The organism is Cytobacillus sp. QJM3NY_8 (assembly GCF_056173585.1).
The window spans coordinates 4,524,347-4,543,132 of sequence record NZ_CM149681.1 but is presented as its reverse complement, the minus strand read 5'-3'; the positions used below and the strand labels follow the sequence as shown (position 1 = coordinate 4,543,132).

At 41.9% G+C, this 18,786-nt stretch carries 16 protein-coding genes; 12 read left to right on the top strand and 4 right to left on the bottom strand.

The features are described from left to right. Positions 1-72: 72 nt before the first annotated feature. Together AC0VZ9_RS23245 and AC0VZ9_RS23240 are read left to right on the top strand one after the other, a co-directional pair. A complete protein-coding gene (locus AC0VZ9_RS23245) occupies positions 73-1,236 on the top strand; it encodes an iron-containing alcohol dehydrogenase (protein WP_019383169.1) in 1,164 nt (387 codons plus the stop codon). A gap of 214 nt (positions 1,237-1,450) precedes the next feature. Then, the gene (locus AC0VZ9_RS23240; RefSeq protein WP_019383170.1) at positions 1,451-2,800 is read left to right on the top strand and encodes a glucose-6-phosphate isomerase; all 1,350 of its coding nucleotides are present in this window, start codon (positions 1,451-1,453) and stop codon (positions 2,798-2,800) included. 163 nt (positions 2,801-2,963) lie between these two features. On the opposite strand, the gene AC0VZ9_RS23235 is transcribed toward AC0VZ9_RS23240, so the two are convergent. Beyond that, positions 2,964-3,782: a nuclease-related domain-containing protein gene (locus tag AC0VZ9_RS23235; protein ID WP_475396757.1), complete on the bottom strand. Its 819-nt coding sequence runs from the start codon at positions 3,780-3,782 to the stop codon at positions 2,964-2,966. A gap of 284 nt (positions 3,783-4,066) precedes the next feature. Between AC0VZ9_RS23235 and AC0VZ9_RS23230 the strand changes: the two genes are divergently transcribed. Continuing rightward, complete coding sequence (locus AC0VZ9_RS23230; RefSeq protein ID WP_009331624.1) at positions 4,067-4,474, top strand: YugN-like family protein; 408 nt, start codon at positions 4,067-4,069, stop codon at positions 4,472-4,474. On the opposite strand, the gene AC0VZ9_RS23225 is transcribed toward AC0VZ9_RS23230, so the two are convergent. From AC0VZ9_RS23225 to AC0VZ9_RS23215, 3 genes are all read right to left on the bottom strand, one after another. Beyond that, entirely contained in the window at positions 4,471-5,463 is a 993-nt protein-coding gene (locus AC0VZ9_RS23225) for a potassium channel family protein (protein WP_019383172.1), read from the bottom strand. The two genes, AC0VZ9_RS23230 and AC0VZ9_RS23225, sit on opposite strands and share 4 nt — an antisense overlap. Positions 5,464-5,558: 95 nt before the next feature. After that, entirely contained in the window at positions 5,559-5,708 is a 150-nt protein-coding gene (locus tag AC0VZ9_RS23220) for a hypothetical protein (protein WP_009331622.1), read from the bottom strand. Positions 5,709-5,962: 254 nt separating this feature from the next. Beyond that, complete coding sequence (locus AC0VZ9_RS23215; RefSeq protein ID WP_019383173.1) at positions 5,963-7,321, bottom strand: DUF4910 domain-containing protein; 1,359 nt, start codon at positions 7,319-7,321, stop codon at positions 5,963-5,965. Between the two features lie 329 nt (positions 7,322-7,650). Between AC0VZ9_RS23215 and AC0VZ9_RS23210 the strand changes: the two genes are divergently transcribed. The 9 genes from AC0VZ9_RS23210 (at position 7,651) to AC0VZ9_RS23170 (ending at position 18,763) form a co-directional block, all read left to right on the top strand. Next, positions 7,651-9,468 carry a Xaa-Pro dipeptidyl-peptidase gene (locus AC0VZ9_RS23210; protein ID WP_217028209.1) on the top strand — a complete coding sequence of 606 codons (1,818 nt, stop codon included), beginning with the start codon at positions 7,651-7,653 and terminating at the stop codon, positions 9,466-9,468. A 134-nt stretch (positions 9,469-9,602) separates the two neighbouring features. After that, complete coding sequence (locus tag AC0VZ9_RS23205) at positions 9,603-11,978, top strand: M14 family zinc carboxypeptidase (RefSeq protein ID WP_475396756.1); 2,376 nt, start codon at positions 9,603-9,605, stop codon at positions 11,976-11,978. A 298-nt stretch (positions 11,979-12,276) separates the two neighbouring features. Continuing rightward, entirely contained in the window at positions 12,277-12,891 is a 615-nt protein-coding gene (locus tag AC0VZ9_RS23200) for a serine/threonine protein kinase (protein ID WP_009331618.1), read from the top strand. 72 nt (positions 12,892-12,963) lie between these two features. Then, positions 12,964-13,608 (top strand): SDR family oxidoreductase, encoded by a 645-nt coding sequence (locus AC0VZ9_RS23195; protein WP_009331617.1) that lies wholly within the window; start codon positions 12,964-12,966, stop codon positions 13,606-13,608. A gap of 462 nt (positions 13,609-14,070) precedes the next feature. After that, on the top strand, positions 14,071-15,417 hold the full coding sequence (locus tag AC0VZ9_RS23190; RefSeq protein WP_009331616.1) for a cytochrome ubiquinol oxidase subunit I: 1,347 nt from the start codon (positions 14,071-14,073) through the stop codon (positions 15,415-15,417). After that, positions 15,414-16,439, top strand: a complete 1,026-nt coding sequence (locus AC0VZ9_RS23185; protein ID WP_019383177.1) for a cytochrome d ubiquinol oxidase subunit II — start codon at positions 15,414-15,416, stop codon at positions 16,437-16,439. Before AC0VZ9_RS23190 ends, AC0VZ9_RS23185 begins: the two co-directional genes overlap by 4 nt. Before the next feature lie 12 nt (positions 16,440-16,451). Beyond that, on the top strand, positions 16,452-16,553 hold the full coding sequence (cydS, locus tag AC0VZ9_RS23180; protein WP_019383178.1) for a cytochrome bd oxidase small subunit CydS family protein: 102 nt from the start codon (positions 16,452-16,454) through the stop codon (positions 16,551-16,553). Positions 16,554-16,962: 409 nt separating this feature from the next. Then, positions 16,963-17,868, top strand: coding sequence for a GGDEF domain-containing protein (locus AC0VZ9_RS23175; RefSeq protein ID WP_251156298.1), 906 nt, complete (start codon positions 16,963-16,965; stop codon positions 17,866-17,868). Next, entirely contained in the window at positions 17,858-18,763 is a 906-nt protein-coding gene (locus tag AC0VZ9_RS23170) for a response regulator (protein WP_475396755.1), read from the top strand. The genes AC0VZ9_RS23175 and AC0VZ9_RS23170 overlap by 11 nt, the downstream gene beginning before the upstream one ends. The last annotated feature ends 23 nt before the right edge of the window (positions 18,764-18,786 follow it).

Here is an 18,786-nt window from a genome sequence, read left to right as displayed (position 1 = left end):
CGCCTTTCGAATCGTACTTTTTGCATTAGCTGAAAATTTGAAAGATAATGATGTGGAAAAGGAGATGGTGATATGCAAAATTTTACCTTTTATAATCCGACTAAATTAATTTTTGGGAAAGATCAGCTCTCCCAATTGCAGACTGAAATTCCGCAGTATGGCAAGAAGGTTCTTATTGTGTATGGCGGGGGAAGCATTAAGCGCAATGGTTTATATGATAAAGTGAAGGAACAGCTTCATGAAATTGGGGCTGAAGTATTTGAACTATCAGGCGTTGAGCCCAATCCAAGAATTTCCACTGTCCGCAAAGGCGTTGAAATCTGCAAAACTGAAGGCATTGATTTCCTGCTGGCAGTTGGAGGCGGGAGTGTAATTGACTGCACAAAAGCTATCGCAGCTGGTGCCAAATATGATGGCGATGCCTGGGATTTAGTCATCAAGAAAGCATTTGCTGCAAAAGCTCTGCCGTTTGGAACCGTTCTTACACTAGCGGCAACCGGTTCTGAAATGAATGCAGGATCTGTAATTACAAACTGGGAAACAAACGAAAAATATGGCTGGGGCAGTCCTGTGACTTTCCCTAAATTTTCAATCCTTGACCCTGTTAATACGTTCACGGTGCCAAGGAATCAGACGGTATATGGAATTGTGGACATGATGTCCCATGTACTGGAGCATTACTTCCATCTTGAAGAAAATACCGATTTTCAGGATCGCATGTGTGAATCCCTGCTGATTACCATTATGGAAGCAGCTCCTAAGCTCCTTGAAGACCTTGAAAGCTACGAGCATCGTGCTTCCATCTTATATTCCGGCACAATGGCATTGAACGGTATTCTGAATATGGGCTACCGGGGAGACTGGGCTACACATAACATCGAGCATGCTGTATCTGCCGTTTATGATATTCCTCATGGCGGGGGTCTGGCCATTCTGTTCCCGAACTGGATGAAGCATAATCTGAACGTGAAGCCTGAGCGATTCAAGCAGCTGGCTATCCGTGTATTTAACGTGGATCCGGCAGGAAAAACAGATGAGGAGACTGCGCTTGAAGGCATTGAAAAGCTTCGTGAATTCTGGAACAGCATTGGTGCACCTTCACGCCTGGCTGATTATGATATTGATGACAGCAAGATCGAATTGATGGCAGACAAAGCGACTGTCAACGGAGAATTCGGCAATTTCTCGAAATTAAATCATGATGACGTGGTTTCAATCTACCGCGCTTCTTTATAAATATCAGGCTGGACTCTGCCAAAGCAGAGTCCTTTTACAATTTTCGCCGAAAAATGACAATCACCTTTTGCGCGTAAAAAATATGTCAAAATTGGACACGCTTACATTAGAGGATGATTCTTGATTAACTTTAAGGCTTTCGTTAAAGTGGTATAAGGATGACAGCCAGAATTACTGAAGGCTGTTTAAATTTGAGAAAAATTGGAGGACATTCATGACACACGTTCGTTTTGATTACGCAAAAGCACTTCCTTTTTTTGGCGAACATGAAATTACATATCTGCAGGATGCCGTGAAGGTAGCCCATCACTCCCTTCATGAACAAACTGGAGCTGGCAGTGACTTTTTAGGCTGGATCGATTTGCCTGCAAACTACGACAAAGAAGAGTTTTCCCGCATTCAAAAAGCTGCTGAGAAAATTAAAAGCGATTCCGATGTTCTTATCGTCATTGGAATTGGAGGTTCCTATCTTGGAGCGCGTGCGGCTATTGAAATGCTTCAGCACAGTTTCTATAATGCACTTCCAAAAGAAAAGCGCGGCACTCCGCAGGTATTATTTGCCGGCAACAATATTAGTTCCGCTTATATGAAGGATTTAATGGACCTTCTTGACGGCAAAGATTGGTCCATCAATGTTATCTCAAAATCAGGCACAACAACTGAGCCTGCATTGGCTTTCCGTATTTTCCGCAAAATGCTGGAAGAGAAATATGGTGTGGAAGAAGCGCGTAAACGAATCTATGCTACAACCGATAAAGCAAGAGGCGCTCTAAAGACTCTTGCGACAGAAGAAGGCTATGAGTCATTTATTATTCCGGATGACGTAGGAGGCCGCTATTCAGTCCTTACAGCAGTTGGTCTTTTGCCGATTGCTGTCAGCGGTGCAAACATTGAAGATATGATGAGCGGTGCTGCACAGGCACGCGAAGACTTCAGCAAATCTGAGCTTCAGGAGAATGCAGCATACCAGTACGCAGCGGTCCGCAATGTTCTTTATAACAAAGGCAAAACGATTGAAATGCTGATCAACTACGAACCAGGACTTCAATATTTTGCAGAGTGGTGGAAGCAGCTGTTTGGTGAAAGTGAAGGAAAAGATCAGAAAGGAATTTTCCCTTCTTCAGCAAATTTCTCCACTGACCTTCATTCATTAGGCCAGTATGTGCAGGAAGGCCGCCGGGACCTTTTCGAAACGGTTATCAAGGTGGAAGAATCACGCCATGAGCTTACCATTGAAGAAGCAGAGAATGATCTTGATGGCCTGAACTATCTTGCGGGTGAGACTGTCGACTTTGTAAATAACAAAGCCTTTGAGGGGACAATGCTTGCACACACAGACGGCGGAGTGCCAAACCTGATCGTATCCATACCAAAAATGGATGCCTACACATTTGGCTACCTGGTTTACTTCTTTGAAAAAGCCTGTGCAATGAGCGGCTACCTGCTGGGAGTGAATCCGTTCGACCAGCCTGGAGTAGAAGCATATAAAGTGAACATGTTCGCTCTGTTAGGAAAACCAGGATTTGAAGAGAAAAAAGCTGAACTTGAAAAGAGATTAAAGTAATAGTGAAAAGCGTCTGCCTGCGGGTGGGCGTTTTTTTATTGAAGAAAGTAAATTCTGCCTTTTTTTAGTGCCTGAACTGGGCATTACAGACAGAAGTCGAGATGCGGTATCTTCAGAAGCTAAATGAAGGAAGGCTCTGGCTTGCTTGTTTGATATAGCAGGACTAATCAGAAGAAGATAAAGCGGGCAGATGAGCTTTCTTATTCTTACACCCGCACTGGGGGCACAGCCAATCTCCATGGATCCGCCGCATGGGGAAAATAAGACAGCTTGGGCATTGAACACCACTAATAATTTCTTGAGAAGAGATATTGTAATGGTCCAAGACATTTAAAAATCCAGGTACATGGTTTATAACCAGTGCTCTCGGAATCTTTTTAATCTGTCGAGATGTAATAACTTCTATAGGATAACTTTGTTTGAAGAACTTAATTTTTTCAATAAGGTGTTCGATGTGAATAACGCGAAATGGAACATGTGAGCTATCTGCAGAAGTTTTCAGGATAGTAGAGGGGCTGCTTATGCCAATTAGATATTCTATTGGTATATCGGCTGCTAAGTTTTGGATTAACCATGTTTTTAATTGTGTTTTCTGGCGCTTGGCTTGTATAAGAGGATTAGGGAAGCCTTCTTCTTTTTCATTCCGAGTTCTTATGAACTGATTAAAGGTCTCATCGAAAAGGAGGGTTCCAAGGATATTTTTCACTTCAATAATTAAAGCGAAGTATGGGGAAAGAATGAGGGTGTCGATTTGAAAATAAGTGCTTCCATTAAAAAGCCTTAAATCATGCAGGATAGTAAATTCCTTATCAGGCAGGTGACTTAAATAATAATCCAGCGACTGTTCCCCTCGATAACTGACTCTTCTTTTAGCTAAATCACCTTCTATAGTTGATCTCTGTGGATGAGCAGCTGGGATTCGCCTGATTAGGGCCTCGTTCTGTCGGATTCTGATAGGTATTAAACGATTTTTTATTATCAAATAGGTTTCACTCCTTTCTAAGTAATGATAATTCCGCTTTTAAGAATGGAATTCCTTCTTTCCAAAAACGAAAATAGCACTTAACCGCAAAAACCTTAATAATTTCCGCGAGATTTTACATATATCCGCGACACAGATTTATCCGCGATTTTCTGCAGATAATCGCGAAAACTAAATTATATTCGCGAAACCTCAAATTCCTAAACATAATCTTCGGAAATCGCATTCATGATATCCCTTACATTGGAGAAACTAAGCAAAAAGCGTAAAAGGGGATGGATTCAGTGATTGAGATACCTTCAAAAGCGGAAGGAAAGCATTTTGATTTATATAAGCTGGAGCAGGCTTTGAAGCCGATTGGCTATTCGATTGGCGGGAACTGGGATTATGATCACGGATCTTTTGATTACAAAATTGATGATGAGGTGGGGTACCAGTTTTTAAGGGTCCCATTTAAGGCAATTGATGGGCAGCTTGATGATCCAAGCTGTACGGTGGAAATAGGCAGGCCGTTTCTGCTTTCCCATAAGTATCAGCGCGGCCTGGATGACCACGCCTATACAGGGAATTTCAGCGCCTCCTTTGATCAATTCTCGGAGCCTGTGGATAAGGATGCCAGTTTTCCGGAAGAATTCATTGATCTCGGCAAAGCGCTTGTCGAAGAGCTGGAGTCTAAATTATTAAGAGATTAACCGAGTATAACAATCAGCTGATCCTGCTGAAGAATTCTAAAAGGCTGGGGAGGATTAACCAGAGTTTCTTCCCCTCTTTTAACACCCAAAAGCAGAATGCCTTCTTTCATAAGCTCAGCACTAAGTTCAACAAAAGTCTTATTTTCCACTTCTTCTGATGCAGGCTGAAAAGTTAATTTGCGTTTATCAAGCTGTCCCAGCAAATCAAGGAATGAAGTAACAAGCTCCTGGGAAGAGACGCTGTTGATCATGACGAAGCTAGTAAGAACATTCGTTTGAACAATTTCATCGGCTCCCGCTCTTTTGGCGTTGGCTGCCTGTTCTGAAGTTAATATTTCAACAATACATTGTACATCCCGGTTTAATCCTTTGATTGCCAATAAGGTTAATATTGAATTCATGTCAGCATGTAGTTCATCTTTGTTCTGATCAGCTGTTATAATTACTTTTTGGGCATCAAAGATATTTGCCTTCACAAGTACATCATCTCTGTTAGCGCGACCCTGAATAAAATGTACATTATTGTGGGGAACAGGGTTAGACTTTAGTGTTTCATCTATTAAGGCAATGGAATGGTTCATCCCATCGCCTCCAAGAGTATTGACGATCTCCCTTGAGCGCTCGTTCCAGCCGATCACAACAATATGGTTTTGACCCCGATATTCGATCTTTCCTTCCAGGAAGTCATTCTGTCTGGTAACTGCTGCTGTTGCAAGTGAAATAAAATAGGTAGACAGAAAGCCCGCTCCTGTAAAAATAAGCGCAATACCCACTATTCGCCCTGCAGTACTTTTGGGATAAAAATCTCCAAAACCGACAGTTGAAGCGGTTACAACCGCCCACCAGATTCCATCAAAAAATGTCGGAAAGGAGGAGGGTTCAATAATATGTATTAATCCGCCAAACAGAAAGATCACCATCAGGGCAATCAGCAGAATTCTGATTACTAAGGGCAAACGTATGAAACTGTAATAGATGTGCTGAGGCATATTACCCCTCCTAAATTTCAAAAAGGTTTCAGCAGCTGACTGCTAAAAAATGCCAGCTGCATAGAATATAAAAAAAAGCCATGCCAGCATATACTTTAATTAAGTATATCGTCTATTGCACGGCTCAGCAGTTGAATGTCCTTTGATATTTCATTTTTCACGTCGTCAATCTCGCACCTTTCATATTCATCCATGAGAAGGGAGAGTTCTCTTTGTAGTATGACAGCCTCGTGTTCAAAATCCATGATGACTCCCTCCTTTAGGGATATATAGGACTATCGGGCAGATAGTAAATGCCTTAGTATTGTTACATTTATGTTACCCGATTTCTTTTCCATTTAAACGGTAAATCCCTTAATAATTTGAACATGAAATTTAGAACGAATATAATTTACCCTCATATTTTGCTCGTAAACGCATCGTTTATACTAAATAGCCGGAAAGTAAAAAAACGAAAAAAAATACCCCGGGGAAAATCCGGGGATTCTTTAAGTCAATTCTATTTTCGAATTAAGCTGTAAACCGAAGCGCCTATTAGATCACCGGCTTCTTTCATCCGCTCGGCACTAATGTGCTCGATGGAATCAAGTGGTGTGTGGTAATACGGTTCAAGATTGGCAGTGGCAGGTTCTCGTCTGATAAAGTTGACTGCCGGGATTCCTGCATCATGAAAAGAAACATGGTCTGAAGCTCCGCGCTGATAAAGAACCAGCTCAGATGGGGTGCCAATCCGCCCGGCTGTGGCAATGGCGGCTTCTGTTGCGATATTTGCCTGGCCATCAAGGGTATTCATGTAAATCGCAGTGGCATTTTCCCATGCTGTGCCTACCATATCCATATTGAAATTTGCGATGCTTCGCTCTATTTCATTGCCGCTCAGCTGGCTCACATAATATTGAGAACCAAGAAGACCAATCTCTTCTGCACCTACAAAAGCAAAACGCAATTCTTTGTCAGCGGGATAGCTTTTCAGGACTCTGGCCAGCTCTAAGGCAACAGCGGTTCCGGATGCGTTATCGCTAGCCCCAGGAGCAAATGGTACACTATCAAAATGTGCAGAAATGTGGACAATGTCAGTTTCCCCGCCTTTATTAGGCTTAGGGTGCTTGGTGGCAATAATATTTTGCGATCTTATGTTTTTAAAGCTCTTGACAGTCAGTGTTACCGTTTTGTTATGTGCAGCAACATCTTGAAGTAGTGCTTCTCCGCTTGCCTTTGTTATGCTTCCCACCGGAATGTCATATGGGCCTCCAATTGAAGGATTCATGGGTGCTGGCTGATCCACATTGTTATAAATTAGAACTCCCGCAGCACCGGCATTCACTGCGTTTGTAACTTTTTCCGCAAAACTAATCTCTCCGCGTGAAATAAGTGCTATTTTTCCTTTGGCTTCCTCTGTAAAATCAGCTGCCCTGCCTAATCCAGCATCATATAATTCAGAAGTAATTCCTTCTTCAGGCGTTGATCCTGATCCGGAAGGAATGGTTATAAGAACCTCCTTCAGATCACTGGTGTGTAAATCTCCAGCCATTTTATCCGGTATGCTGAACTCTTGTGTTTCTACTGTGTAGCCATAGGACTCCAGGCGTTTGCGTATAAAATCAGCTGCCTGCTTTTCTGCTTCTGTTCCTGCAACCCGCGGCCCTATGGTTTCAGATAAATAGCTGACATCCTCCATCATGCGGGATGCATCGACCCTTGCAATTACCTTCTGATCAAATGCTTTGGAGCCAGGATCCAAAGCTTTACTTTGTGCTGCTTCAGCACTCTGCACAAATTGAACAGGCACTGCATACAAACTTGAAGCTGTCAGAACGGCTGCAAGCATAATTGAAGAAGCTTTCCTTCCAACTTTCATCTTTTATTCCTCCTCGACTAGTAATCCAGCTATATGTATTCGCTTACATATCTCCGCTTCCTTTAATAAAGAGTTAAAACGATTCTATTAGACTAGCAGATATTTCAGATGTGTGAGAAAAGTAAGATTCTGCCTTTTCGAATTGTAAAAAATGGTAGATTTAAAGTACTAAATCTGGACAGCAGACATGTAAAATCATGACCTTTGAAGGAGACTGATAGTTTATGATCATATGCAACTAGAAAAATACAGGTCTTTCGACTATCGAAACTTACGTACTTTTGATTTATTCTGAAAATTATAACATTATTTTAAATAGGGGGATTTTTATGAAAAAAGCTGCATTAAAAGTGGTCATGGCCTCAGTTATCGTTTTCCCGCTAATTGCAGGAGGGATTTTGCCTGCAGCAGGTAAAGACAATCAAAGCAGCATGGCCTTGGCTGAATCTCGGATTAAAGTCGAAAATGGCATGACACAGCCCATTTTTTCTCTGGATGATGCCATTGTCGAAAGAGTATTTGTTGAAACAGCAACTGACAGTGATGGAGATGGAAAGCTGGATCGAATACGTGCTGATATTATCAGGCCAAAGGAAACAGAGGAAGGTTTAAAGGTTCCTGTTATTTATGAAATGAGTCCTTACCGTTCTGGAATTAAAGGTGTCCCGGTTTATGACGTGGATACAGAACTGAACTCTGTACCCAAGAAAGGGAAAAGCAAAGGTGAAAAAGGTAACCCTCAGGCAAATCTCCCAGGTTATTATGATGACTATTTTGTACCAAGAGGCTACGCGGTTGTTCTTGCAGAAAGTGTAGGGACAGGCTTGTCGGATGGATGTCCTACAACCGGCGATGAGCATGAGATCCTTGGAACTCGTGCTGTAATCGATTGGCTGAATGGCAGAACGAAAGCTTTTAATGCAGAGGGACAGGAAATACAAGCTGATTGGTCAACAGGGAATGTGGGGATGACAGGAGTATCTTATAATGGAACACTCCCTAATGCTGTGGCAGCAACAGGAGTTGAAGGCCTGAAAACGATTGTGCCAATAGCGGCCATAAGCAGCTGGTATGACTATTATCGTTCGAATGGTGCTGTGATAGCACCAGGCGGATACCAGGGGGAAGATGCGGATAACATGGCAGAAGCCATTTTAACCAGGCAAAACCCTGAAGCTTGCAGCAATGTCATAAAAGGATTAACGGAAGGCCAGGACAGGGAAACCGGGGATTACAACGAATTCTGGAGTAAAAGGGATTATACAAAGGATGCTGATCAGGTTAAAGCAAGTGTCTTTATTGTCCATGGGTTAAATGACTGGAATGTTAAAACAAAGCATTTTTCAGATTGGTGGCAAGCGCTTGGCGATAATAATGTTCCCAGAAAAATGTGGCTTCATCAAGGCGGCCATTCCAGCCCATACAGCTTCAGACGCGATGTATGGCTACCAACTTTAAATAAATGGTTTGATTACTGGCTCTATGATATTAAAAATAATGTCATGGATGAACCAATGGTTGACATCCAGAGGGAGGATAAAACATGGCATACTGAGGCAAACTGGCCGGCTAAGGGAACCTCTGACGCAAAATTGCATTTTAAACCGGCTTCCGATGGAGGGGGCAGCTTAGAACTGCATCCTGTACCGAACAAGAATAAGGAGAATCAGCATTTTGTGGATGATGCCACAATCAAGGCTGAAGAATTGGCCCTGAATCCTGATTCTTCATTACCTCATAGGCTCGTCTATTTGACGCCTCCATTAGAAAACGACATTCGGATGAGCGGAACCCCGGAAATTCAAATTCGTGCAAGCATTGACCGGAAAACGGCCAACTTAACTGCCCTCCTTGTTAAATATGGGGAAGGAAAGCCGGAAATTGTTACTAGAGGGTGGATGGATCCGCAAAACCTTCACAGTGAAAATAGATCTTCAGGACTGACGCCGGACCGTGAATACACTTTTACATGGGATATGCAGCCGGATGATTATGTATTTAAAAAAGGTGATCGTATGGGAGTAGTAGTTCTATCAAGTGATTATAACTATACAATCAGACCTGGGGCAGGCACGAAAATAACCATCGACCCGGAGAGAAGCCATATAATGCTTCCTGTGCAAGGTGGAGTTAAAGCATTTAAGTAGAAAAATAGAAGGGATCATTTCTGGGTCCCTCTTTTCTTTTTAGGAAAATAGTTGCATTGCCACAATTGAATACATTGAATTAAAATAAAACCTATCTCATAAATATACAAAACTATTGCATCTGGAGGTACATAATGAATAAAAAGAAAGCTTTATCAGGAGTTTTGGCAGCGGGTATTTTGGCATCTGTTCCTTTAAGTGCTGCTCATGCGATCAGCCCAAAGTGGGTCAATGTTAATGTGTCAGAGGAAAAGGAAGGAAGTTTATTCAATAGCGAAAACTATGACTTTATGAAATTCTCAGTAATAGGGACAAAACTTGCAGGAATTGAAAAACAGTCTAATAGAGTGAAGGTGGAGGTAAAAGGTACTTCCGCGGATGGATACCCTCTATATGTCGTGACCATTGCAGATCCGGGTGCTCAGGGCAAGTTCGGTAAAATTCAGGCCTTAAGAAAGCAAATGTTCAAAAATCCGGAGAAAGCCCAGGATTGGATTGCTGATAACCCGGACTTTAAAGTGCCAATCATGATCAATGGGTCGATCCATGGGACAGAGTTTGTGGGAAGCGATGCTGTGATGCAGCTTATTGAACGTTTTGCCACACAGAATGACGAGGAAACAAAGGAGATTCTGGACAATAATATCCTTATTTTTAACGTGGTGCAGAACCCGGATGGCCGTGTGGATGCGACCCGTTTTAATGGCGAAGGAATTGATTTGAACCGTGATTTTATCACGCAATCACAGCCTGAAACGCAAGAAACCGTGTCTCTTATTAAAGAGTGGAATCCGATGGTCTTCCTGGATACTCACGGATATGTGAAAAATTATGCACCAAACAAACAGGGTTTGATTGAACCTTGTACACCTCCGCATAATCCTAACTATGAATATGATTTATATCAAAAATGGGCTAATCATCAGGCAGAAGCAATGGAAGCAGAAATTATGGGAGACAAGGCTCTTTACACAGGCACCCTGTATAAAGAAATGGATGGTGCATATATTCCGCAGCGGGATGATTCCGCCGGCTGGGACGATTATCCGCCAATTTTCACCCCGATGTATGCCATGTATCATGGTGCTTATGGCCATACCCTTGAAGCTCCGACAAATGACGAAGACGGCGTCCGCTGGATGTACAATGCCATTATGGGAGCACTGAAATATTCAACCGATAACAAGGAAGCAATGATTACAGACCAAATTGAAATGTTTAAGCGCGGCATTAATTTTGATCATCCTTTTCATGAAGAAGGGCATTTCCCGAAAGCATATATTCTTCCAGTGAATGAGGAAGATCCAACCGCAGTAAATAAGGCTGTTAATCATTTAATTAAGAATGATATCGAGGTTGTTCAGGCGTCAAAAGCATTTGCAGCAGACGGCAATTCCTATCCAAAGGGCACTTACATCGTTCCAATGGATCAGGCAAAGGCAGGTCTGGCAAACACCATGCTGTGGGATGGTGAGGATATAACAGATGATACACCGGCCATGTATGATATTTCTGCCTGGAGTCTTCCAGAACTATGGGGCTTTGAAGCAATCGCTGTTCAAAATGATGTAAAGGCAGCGGCAACAAAGGTGAATAATGTGAAAGAACAGGGTTCACTAAGCGGAAAAGGGCCATTTATTATTCCGAACAGCTCAGTGAAAGCAGTTCAGCTTGTGAACGAATTGCTTAAGCAGGGGGTTATGGTTAAACGAGACAGCGAAGGAAACTTCTATGCTGAAGGATCAGCAAGTGCTATTTCAGCGGCTGTTAAAGAGTCCGGCCTAGATATCATGTCAGGAAGTGTTCCTGCAGATGCAGAGACAATTAAAGAAATGAGTGTAGGCATTTTAAAAGATGGAGGGATGAACAAAGCGCAATCTCATTCAGGCACGAAACTGGCTCTTGAGAGATTAGGCTTTAGTGTAACGGAATTGACTCCAGCGGAGGTTGCAAATACTGGCCTTGCTTCCCATGATGTCTTTGTTTACAGTGGAACGGAAAATTTAATTTCTTTGAATTTGAGTAATGCCAATAAAGAATTTGGCCTTAAAAATCAGGAAGAACTGGCTGCATTTAAAGCAAATGTAGAAAAGTTCGTTTCTGAAGGAGGAAAATATATTGCTGTAGGTGCCGGTGCTTCCCGTGCAACAAAGACCCTGGGCCTGACAGATGATATTATCAATACTGGAGGATCCAATAGCAACGGAATTATTAAGGTAGATTATAAAGGCACTGGCGCAACAGCAGGCTACAGTAGAGATGATCTTGGATTCGTTTACCGTCCAGTCTGGTATACGGGCACAGAGAATGATGACGTGCTTGCAGCCATTGCTGATGAAGAAAACTTCTTCGTAGCGGGACACTGGAAAAACCGCAGTGCTGCACAGGGCCAGGCCATCATGGTGAAAGAGCAGGATAAGGATGTTACACTAATTGGCCTTGAAGCCGGCTTCCGTGATCATACTGATTACCTCTTCCGATTGCTTTCAAATTCTATTTTTGAAAAGTAAAGTCCCCTTAGGGAGTACCCATTCAGTTTCGGGAGGAACGTATCATTTGACTAATGGATGATTGAATCATATAATTAAGTTAACAAAATAGTTCGGATTCTTCCTGAAGGGGAGTAGCTGTTAAGTAGAGTCGTCAATACGAGATGATAAATCTCCGGCTTTACTGGCAACACAACGTTGCTTGCGAGACCTTTACCATTAATTTGGTAAGGTCTCTTTTGTTTAAAAGGCACTGAGACCAATAAATGGTTCAGTGCCTTTTATTTTTAGGGGAGAGTCTGGAACAGGGAGGTTTAAAATGAAACCATATCAAAAGCTTGCAGAAAGTGTGAAATTTTCCAGGAGCCTTAATTGGACCAGACTTCTTGAGAAAGATGACAGCTTGGAATTTATAGGAGCAGGAAGAAGTGCATTTGCCTTTAGGATAAAAGGAACTAATCTTGTATTAAAAGTATTTTTCCCTGAGTTTAAGAAAATTGCCAGGGAAGAGGCGGAAATTTACAAGGCGCTCCCTGACCACCCATATTACCCATCTCTGTATGGGTCTGGAGATAACTATATTGTGATTGATTATGTACAGGGTTTGACTCTCTTTGAATGTCTCGCAAAGGGAGTCCCGATAGAAGAGGAGAAAATCAGGCAGATAGATGAGGCTTTAAAGCTTGCGAGGGAAAAAGGGCTGAACCCTTCGGATATCCACTTGCGCAATATTATTCTTACAGATGATGGCCATATTAAGATCATTGATGTTGCCCGATTTAAACAGACGAAGAATTGTACACAGTGGGACGACTTGAAGCATGCATTCTATAAATTTTACAGAAAAAAATATTTTCCAAAGAAGATTCCTGTATTAATCATGAATACGATTGCGGCTCTTTATAAAAAACGGATTGTCCGGATGGGTTCCTAAACAGTTCATTTGATATAGCATTTTTCTTTTGAAATAATAAATATCACAAAAACACAGAAAGGGGCGGTATCCATGAAAGTTCTAATCGTCGGAGCAAACGGACAAATCGGAAAGCAGCTGGTAAAGCTTATTAAAGAAGAAGATAAACATACAGTACGAGCGATGATCAGAAAAGAAGAGCAGGCCCGGCAGTTTGAAGATATGGGTGTTGAGACGGCAGTTGCAAGTCTTGAAGGAACGGTTGATGAATTGGCTGAAGCTGCCAAAGGCTGTGATGCAATTGTGTTTACTGCAGGTTCAGGCGGACATACAGGCTATGACAAAACTCTGCTGATTGACCTTGATGGAGCTGTAAAAACAATAGAAGCTGCGGAGAAGGCTGGTGTGGATCGGTTTGTTATGGTCAGCGCTATTCAGGCGAATAATCGTGATAATTGGAGTGAAACGATCAAGCCTTATTACGCGGCAAAGCACTATGCCGACAGAATTCTGGAAAACAGCAGCTTGAACTACACTATCGTTCGTCCAGGCGGCCTGACAGATGAAGCCGGAACCGGCAAAATCAAAGCAGCAGAAAATTTGGAGCGTGGCTTCATTCCCCGTGAGGATGTAGCCAAAACCCTGTACGCTGTCCTGGATAAAGAGAACACCTATAAACGTGCATTTGACCTGGTATCAGGTGAAGAAGATGCAGAAACTGCAGTGAATAATTTATAACTCTTGCCCGGTGTGTATGCACCGGGTTTTTTATTGGCAAAATCAAGTATATATTGTGCCGTTTAGAGAAGATTAAATTATAAAACACAGGTGTCTGCCCATAAGAAAAGGGTAAAAATTATATTGCTTATGGCTATTTATACGCCAAAACACATATAAGTTACAGGCATTGGAAATTCCAATGTCCTTTTCGTTTTAATTGCTTCTCAAAAGGGAATAGGAAGCTGTAAAAGGAATTACATAACTTTCACATTTTCCTCATATAAATGTTGTTTAAGTGTCACAGCTTTTAGTCCGGAACTGGGGAATAATGTGATGTAGTGAGCATTCTGGAGGAGTGAACGAATGAATGTATAAAAAACAGGAACGCATATTAATGTGGCTTGCTTTTACAGTGGCTATCATTATGGGGCTTTCTTTTATTGGCCGCATTTTTGCAGGATAGGAAAAGGAGAATGTTAAATGGGAAATGAAGAATCTGTCTTTTTCAGCCGTGTCTTAACTGAGCTGACATTATCCTTCCACATCATTTACGCAACCATTGGTGTTGGCATTCCGCTCATGATTATGATTGCACAATGGGTGGGGATAAAAAAACAGGATGAGCATTATATTCTGCTCGCGCGAAGATGGACGCGCGGTTTTGTCATTACGGTGGCAGTCGGTGTTGTTACGGGCACTGCCATCGGCCTGCAGCTTTCATTGCTGTGGCCAAACTTTATGGAACTCGCAGGCAATGTCATTGCACTGCCTCTTTTTATGGAGACATTTGCCTTTTTCTTTGAAGCGATTTTCCTTGGGATTTATCTGTATACGTGGGATCGGTTTGAGAATCAGAAGAAGCACATGCTTTTATTGATCCCGGTTGCAATTGGGGCTTCATTTTCAGCTATTTTCATTACAATTGTAAATGCTTTTATGAACGCACCTCAGGGTTTTGACATTGTGAATGGGCAGCTTGTAAATATTAACCCGATACTGGCGATGTTCACTCCCGCCATGCCAACGAAGGTAGCGCATGTGCTTTCAACAGCCTATATGACATCAGCGTTTGTTCTGGCATCAATAGGAGCCTTTCGCCTTCTAAAAGGATCGAATCATATCTACCATAAGAAGGCATTACTGCTTACAATGAAAATCGGATTGATTTTTTCGATCGCTACAGCGGTAATTGGTGATTTCTCCGGAAAATATCTCGCAGAATACCAGCCGGAAAAACTGGCTGCCGCCGAGTGGCATTTTGAAACAAAAGAAGGGGCACCGTTAATGCTCTACGGGGTCCTTGAAGACGGTGAAGTGAAATATGCGATTAAGATTCCTTATGCACTCAGCATCCTTGCGCACAGCAATCCAAATGCAGAAGTTATCGGACTCGATCAATTTCCAGAAGATGAAATTCCGCCGCTTTATATCCATTACCTGTTTGACCTGATGGTGACTATCGGCATGTGGATGACGGCACTTTCACTCATCTATGTCTTAGGCACCTGGTTTAAAATGCGGTTTGTTAAGTCGAAATGGTTCCGCTGGCTGATCGTTCTGGGCGGCCCTTTATCCATCATTGCGATTGAAGCAGGCTGGTGGTTTGCGGAAGTGGGCCGGCAGCCGTGGATTCTGAGGGGTATCATGCGTACTGAAGATGCGGCAACCTCAAGCGGCCAAGTAGACTTAATGCTTCTTCTGTTTGCAGGCTTATATCTCGTGCTGGCAATCGGAAGCATCATTGTCCTCACTAGAATGTTCCGCAAAAATCCTGTCGAACAGGAATTGGCCGACCGGGAACTGGAGAAAGAAGGTGAGCTGCGATGACTCTTGAGATCATCGGAATTTCCGTCTTATGGCTATTTCTATTTGGTTACGTCATCGTTGCCTCGATTGACTTTGGAGCAGGGTTTTTCAACGCATACAGTCTATTCCGCGGTAAGCAGCATATTTTAACGAGAATCATACAGCGTTATTTATCACCGGTTTGGGAAGTTACAAATGTGTTCCTGGTGTTTTTCTTCGTAGGCATTGTCGGATTTTTTCCGAAAACAGCCTACTATTATGGAACGATCCTGCTGGTGCCGGCAAGCATTGCAGTAGTCCTTCTTGCCATCCGCGGTTCTTATTACGCCTTTACCACATACGGAGGGCTAAGACAAAAAAGGTGGACCTACCTGTATGGGCTCTCAGGTCTTTTCATCCCAGCTTCCCTGTCCATTGTCCTGACCATTTCTGAAGGCGGATTCGTTAGTGAAGGATCAGCGGGACTGGAGCTTGACTATTGGGCATTGTTTACAAGTCCTCTTACGTGGAGCATTGTTGTGCTGAGTTTGGCAGCAGTATTATATATATCAGCAGTGTTCCTGACGTGGTATGCCAATAAAGCAAACGATGAACCAGCTACTGAGCTGCTTAGAAAATATGCCCTTATATGGGCGGTGCCTGCTATCGTAACAGCGACAGGCATTATTGTCGAATTGCGGGATCACAATCCTGAGCATTTCAGCAGATTAATGGACCTATGGTGGCTGTTCGGCATTTCATTCATTCTGTTTGCAGGAACTGTTTATCTAATATGGAAGCGAGAAATGTACGGACTTGCATTCGGGCTCTTGGCAGGGCAATTCCTTGTGGCGTTCTTTGCCTACGGAATCTCGCATTATCCGTACCTGCTTTATCCATACCTGACCATTTATGACGGCTTTACAAACGAAGCTATGGCCATCGCCCTGATCATTGCCTTCATAGCAGGACTGGGATTGCTCCTGCCGTCCCTTTATCTGCTTCTCAGGCTGTTCCTTTTCAATAAAGACTATGTTCAGGGAAAGCGGGACGATCATGCATAGGAGGGAAAACTCATGGCGGAATTTGTGATGTTTTATGCGCCGTTTATTGTGATCATTGCTTCCATTGCCGCGGCTTTTTGGCTGGCGGGGAAGGATGAGCGGATAGAGGAGTAATTAGTACGATTCAGCCCTAAGCGGGCTGTTTTTTTTTGCCAATGTATACTTGGAAACCTTCTCCTTTTATAACATAAACCTGTCATCATTCAGTGATTTACTAGGATTCACCTAATTGACTCTATCTAGAGCTAGTCTAAATCCTGATGACTTATATTATAGACACTGCTAATAAAAGAGATAGATGAACGGAGGAATGCTTGCAGAAGCGTTTTAACTATTGGATTCTAATCTATGTTCCGCCATTTGGAAATAAGGAAAATTAATCAAAGGCTTCGATGCATTGATAACCGTCGAAGTCTTTTTTATGCCTTTTGAAACACAAAAATATATTGTTTAAGAAATTTGTAAGAGCGGACCTTTACTATAAGTAATGCTTACATTTTTATATGATAGCGGGAGGTTTTTCATGTGTTTTGAAAGTTTACATAAAGGTAAGCTAGCATGGCTTAGTGAATTTTCACAAAGTGAAATGATGAATTGTTTACTCTCTATTTTAGACATTTATAATGTGGTTTTTATTGATACAAAGGGAAAATTTGTGAGATATAACCAGCAATTTAAAAACTTTATTCAGAGCGGCGATTATCATTTTTGCGATCAAGGTTGCATAGCGGAGATTTTTAAAGAGTTAAATGAGCAGAAGCTATTTGACTCCATACTATCCAATGTAGAAGATAACGGGATATGGTCGGGGAAACTTCTCATTAATTTCAGCGGTTTTCCCCAGGTACAGGTCCATATTTCGCGTGTAAATGGAGATCAGCTTCATGATCCAATATACATGTTTTTATTTTTCAAGGACGAAGTAAAAAGTGCAGAAGAGAAATGGAAGGAGCTTGCCTATACAGATGAACTGACAGGACTTTCGAACTGGAGGGAATTCCGGGAAAAGTTTTCCACTATCAAAAAAGAAAGAGAGTCGTTCGGGCTCTTATTTATTGATATTGACAATTTTAAAGAAATAAATGATCGGCATGGGCATATTGTAGGAGACAAAATGCTGCGGTTATGTTCCAATAGGATTAAAGAAGTTATAGGTCTAAATATGCATGCTTTCCGAAAAAGCGGAGATGAATTTCTTGTCCTCGTCGAGGAAGTAGAGAAGACAGAATATGTAGAGAAAAAAATAAAAAGAAGCTTATCTGGCGATTTTCTAATAGGGGAATCTGTGGTGAGTGTGAGTGTGAGTATTGGGCTAAGTACTTACCCAGCATTGGGAAAAGATGAGGAAACACTCATTCACCATGCAGATATGTCGATGTTTAAAGATAAAATGAGAAAAGTAGAAAGAGGTATAAGTTGTGGGGATTAGGCAAGAAAATAAGACGGGATTAATAATTGAAGAGATGCAGGCTGCTCCAATCTTCAATATGTTAACTGCTAATATTATAAGATCAAAAGCACCTATTACAGCAATTTTCTTAGGCGTTTACAAGGAATCAATATTGCTTGAGGGAGATTTGGAAGCAATTGAAGATGATATAACATCATACCTTAATGCTCAAATACGTCAAACAGACATGCTGATAAAGTTATCCAAGGCATTTCAATGGTGTGTTATCTTACCCCAAAGCAAGGAGGAAGAGGCAAACGCCTTTTTAAGCCGTCTTTTCCAGGGAGTTCAAAAGGAGAATGATTGGTTATTTCAGGTGCATCAGCTAGCGTTTTCAGCAGGTGTGATAGAAATAAGAAACAATGAAATTAATTATGATGAGTTAATGCTTATTGGGTACAGATCACTTGAAAGATCCATAAGGCTAGGGGATTGGAATATAGAATATATAGAAGATTTCAAAGAAACAGCCCCTGAGGAAATAAGGGTTAGCATTCTCGAAGAAGATGAAGTTTTCAGCCCCATTCTAAATATGAGTCTGGAAAATCTTCCATTGAAACGGGTGGATCTTAATATTAATACGTTTCAAGATGGCTTGGAATTCCTTGAATCAGACTGGCATTCATCGAGCCATACTCATTTAGTTATAATGAATGATATTTTGCCCAGAAAGAACGGGTTTGAGGTCCTATATAATATTCGAAGATGGCCTAACAATAAACGATTTATCATTTTTATGCTTACGAAAAGAACTACAGAAGAAGATATGATTTTTGCCTTTGAGAATGGAGCCGATGCGTATTTAGCCAAGCCGTTCAATATCCGTTTGTTTGAAGCACAGGTGAAAGGGACACTGGAAAGATTATGGAAATGATAAGGGTATCGATAGGAGTGCTG

What these genes read in the sequence shown, in the direction of transcription:
- AC0VZ9_RS23190 (WP_009331616.1), top strand. Translation starts at nt 14,071, where the DNA reads ATGGGAAATGAAGAATCTGTCTTTTTCAGCCGTGTCTTAACTGAGCTG.
- AC0VZ9_RS23240 (WP_019383170.1), top strand. Translation starts at nt 1,451, where the DNA reads ATGACACACGTTCGTTTTGATTACGCAAAAGCACTTCCTTTTTTTGGC.
- AC0VZ9_RS23220 (WP_009331622.1), bottom strand. Translation starts at nt 5,708, where the DNA reads ATGGATTTTGAACACGAGGCTGTCATACTACAAAGAGAACTCTCCCTT.
- cydS (WP_019383178.1), top strand. Translation starts at nt 16,452, where the DNA reads ATGGCGGAATTTGTGATGTTTTATGCGCCGTTTATTGTGATCATTGCT.
- AC0VZ9_RS23185 (WP_019383177.1), top strand. Translation starts at nt 15,414, where the DNA reads ATGACTCTTGAGATCATCGGAATTTCCGTCTTATGGCTATTTCTATTT.
- AC0VZ9_RS23195 (WP_009331617.1), top strand. Translation starts at nt 12,964, where the DNA reads ATGAAAGTTCTAATCGTCGGAGCAAACGGACAAATCGGAAAGCAGCTG.
- AC0VZ9_RS23210 (WP_217028209.1), top strand. Translation starts at nt 7,651, where the DNA reads ATGAAAAAAGCTGCATTAAAAGTGGTCATGGCCTCAGTTATCGTTTTC.
- AC0VZ9_RS23225 (WP_019383172.1), bottom strand. Translation starts at nt 5,463, where the DNA reads ATGCCTCAGCACATCTATTACAGTTTCATACGTTTGCCCTTAGTAATC.
- AC0VZ9_RS23245 (WP_019383169.1), top strand. Translation starts at nt 73, where the DNA reads ATGCAAAATTTTACCTTTTATAATCCGACTAAATTAATTTTTGGGAAA.
- AC0VZ9_RS23200 (WP_009331618.1), top strand. Translation starts at nt 12,277, where the DNA reads ATGAAACCATATCAAAAGCTTGCAGAAAGTGTGAAATTTTCCAGGAGC.
- AC0VZ9_RS23205 (WP_475396756.1), top strand. Translation starts at nt 9,603, where the DNA reads ATGAATAAAAAGAAAGCTTTATCAGGAGTTTTGGCAGCGGGTATTTTG.
- AC0VZ9_RS23175 (WP_251156298.1), top strand. Translation starts at nt 16,963, where the DNA reads ATGTGTTTTGAAAGTTTACATAAAGGTAAGCTAGCATGGCTTAGTGAA.
- AC0VZ9_RS23215 (WP_019383173.1), bottom strand. Translation starts at nt 7,321, where the DNA reads ATGAAAGTTGGAAGGAAAGCTTCTTCAATTATGCTTGCAGCCGTTCTG.